The sequence below is a fragment of the Leptospira tipperaryensis genome, from assembly GCF_001729245.1.
In the GTDB taxonomy this organism is placed as follows: Bacteria; Spirochaetota; Leptospiria; order Leptospirales; family Leptospiraceae; genus Leptospira; species Leptospira tipperaryensis.
Genome location: NZ_CP015217.1, coordinates 3,362,501 through 3,365,000, shown reverse-complemented (window position 1 = coordinate 3,365,000; position 2,500 = coordinate 3,362,501). Strand labels below are relative to the sequence as shown.

The following is a 2,500-nucleotide window of genomic DNA, read 5'->3' as shown; positions in this document are numbered from 1 at the left end:
CAAAGGGATCCAAGGGAGAAGAAGTTCTCGGCTTGGATTTGATTGTTCATCGATACGATCCTCCGGATTCTTCGATAGAAACTTCTTCACTTGTAAAAGTAGCCGTCATCAAAGGCTTAAAAGACATAATTCCGAATTACACGGAACTTGTGGGTCCGATTTCTTCATTAGAGATTTTGATACCAGATTCATCGTTAGGCGATGTGCTTGGTGCTCTCTCCAAGAGAAATGCAAAGATTCATAATGTTGTTTCGCTCGGAGATGGTAAGTCGCTTGTTCACGCAAATGCTTCTACGGAAAACTTGCTTGGCTTTGCAAGCGTGCTTAGAAATATGACACAGGGAAGGGGTGTTCTGTCTCTGGACTCCCTTTTTGACTCTGAACACTATTACGTAATTACATTAGTCGATTCCCGTTAGGGTTCGTTAAAAAGTAAGGAGATTAAACAGTCGCTATGGCTAAAGAAAAATTTGATAGGTCGAAACCTCACTTAAACGTTGGTACAATTGGTCACGTGGATCATGGTAAAACAACCCTGACGGCAGCTATTACTACTACACTTGCAAAAGCGATCGGTGGTAAGAACAAAGCTGTTGCTTATGACCAAATTGATAATGCTCCGGAAGAAAAAGCTCGTGGGATCACCATTGCTACTTCTCACCAGGAATATGAAACTGCTAACCGTCACTACGCTCACGTAGATTGTCCTGGTCACGCTGACTATGTTAAAAACATGATCACCGGCGCGGCTCAGATGGACGCTGCGATCCTCGTTGTATCTGCAACTGATGGACCAATGCCACAAACGAAAGAACACATTCTCCTCGCTCGTCAGGTTGGTGTTCCTTACGTTATCGTATTCATCAACAAAGCGGACATGCTTGCTGCTGATGAAAGAGCTGAAATGATCGAAATGGTTGAAATGGACGTTCGCGACCTTCTCAACAAATATAACTTCCCTGGCGATGATACCCCTATCATTCACGGTTCCGCAGTAAAAGCTCTGGAAGGTGATGAATCAGAAATCGGTATGCCAGCAATTCTAAAATTGATGGAAGCTCTGGACACTTACGTTCCAAACCCAAAAAGAATTACAGACAAACCTTTCCTTATGCCTGTTGAAGACGTGTTCTCGATCACTGGTCGTGGAACTGTTGCGACTGGAAGAGTTGAGCAAGGCGTTCTGAAAGTGAACGACGAAGTTGAAATCATCGGGATCCGCCCAACAACAAAAACTGTTGTTACCGGTATCGAAATGTTCAGAAAACTTCTCGATCAAGCGGAAGCTGGTGACAACATCGGTGCCCTTCTTCGTGGAACTAAAAAAGAAGACATCGAAAGAGGACAAGTTCTCGCTAAGCCGGGATCTATCACTCCTCACAAAAAGTTTGCCGCTGAGGTTTACGTTTTAACAAAAGATGAAGGCGGACGTCACACTCCTTTCATCAATAACTATCGTCCTCAGTTCTACTTCAGAACTACTGACGTTACCGGAGTTTGTAACCTTCCTAACGGAATCGAAATGGTTATGCCAGGTGACAACGTTTCTCTGACTGTTGAATTGATCAGCCCGATCGCAATGGACAAAGGTCTCAAGTTCGCAATTCGCGAAGGTGGAAGAACCATTGGGTCCGGCGTTGTCGCGGACATCATTGAGTAAGAGCTCTTTAAAAATGGCCGGACAAAAAATAAGAGTTAAACTGAAAGCGTTCGACCATAGGTTGATTGACCAATCGACCTATGAGATCGTAGCAACTGCGAAAAGGACCGGAGCGACTGTCTCCGGCCCGATTCCTCTTCCTACTAAGAAAGAGATCTATACAGTTCTTCGTTCTCCGCACGTGAATAAAAAATCCAGAGAGCAGTTTGAATTAAAAACACACAAACGGCTCATCGATATCCTGGATACCAATGAAGACACTGTAGAAGCGCTGATGAAACTTCAGCTTCCTGCAGGGGTATCTGTAGATATCAAATCCTGAAGGTAAGGAACGATGGCAAAGGGATTAATCGGCAAAAAAGTTGGAATGTCACAGATCTTTGACGAACAGGGGAATATGATTCCTGTAACTGTTTTGGAAGTCGGCCCTTGCGCCGTTTCTCAAGTCAAGTCTGTTGAAAATGACGGATACGAAGCGATCCAGTTGGCGTTTCAAGATACTAAAGAATTTCAGCTCTCCAAAGCGGAAAAGACCCACCTTGCAAAAGCGGGACTTGGACCAAAGAGAGTTTTGAGAGAATTTCGTAGTTTCGGAGATTCTCCTGCAGCAGGTTCGGTTCTGAAAATTCAGGATGTTTTTGCTGTTTCTGACGTGGTAAAAGTTACCGGAGTCAGCAAAGGAAGAGGATTTCAAGGGGTTGTAAAACGTCATGGACACGCCGGTGGACCGGGTGGACACGGATCTCGTTTTCACAGACATCCTGGATCTATGGGTGCGAACTCTACTCCTTCTCGGGTTTTTAAAGGCATTAAGCTTCCCGGAAGAACTGGTTCCCTCCA

Annotated in this window: 4 protein-coding genes (2 of these 4 cut by a window edge); all 4 read left to right on the top strand. The window is 44.7% G+C overall.

What is annotated here, in order from left to right; translation table 11 throughout:
• Tightly spaced (at most 35 nt apart), the 4 genes in view from A0128_RS15795 to rplC form a layout consistent with a single transcriptional unit that may run on beyond the window.
• Positions 1–419, top strand: partial view of an elongation factor G-like protein gene (locus A0128_RS15795; RefSeq protein ID WP_069608387.1) — the 3' end only. 1,462 nt of this gene lie to the left of the window's left edge; only the last 419 of its 1,881 coding nucleotides appear in the window; the start codon falls outside the window, past its left edge; the stop codon is at positions 417–419.
• Between the two features lie 35 nt (positions 420–454).
• On the top strand, positions 455–1,660 hold the full coding sequence (tuf, locus tag A0128_RS15790) for an elongation factor Tu (RefSeq protein ID WP_069608386.1): 1,206 nt from the start codon (positions 455–457) through the stop codon (positions 1,658–1,660).
• Between the two features lie 13 nt (positions 1,661–1,673).
• Positions 1,674–1,982, top strand: a complete 309-nt coding sequence (rpsJ, locus tag A0128_RS15785) for a 30S ribosomal protein S10 (RefSeq protein WP_000918607.1) — start codon at positions 1,674–1,676, stop codon at positions 1,980–1,982.
• A gap of 12 nt (positions 1,983–1,994) precedes the next feature.
• Positions 1,995–2,500, top strand: partial view of a 50S ribosomal protein L3 gene (gene rplC, locus A0128_RS15780; RefSeq protein WP_069608385.1) — the 5' portion only. Its footprint extends 115 nt past the window's final position; the window shows 506 of its 621 coding nt (coding positions 1–506); it begins with the start codon at positions 1,995–1,997; its stop codon lies beyond the right edge, outside the window.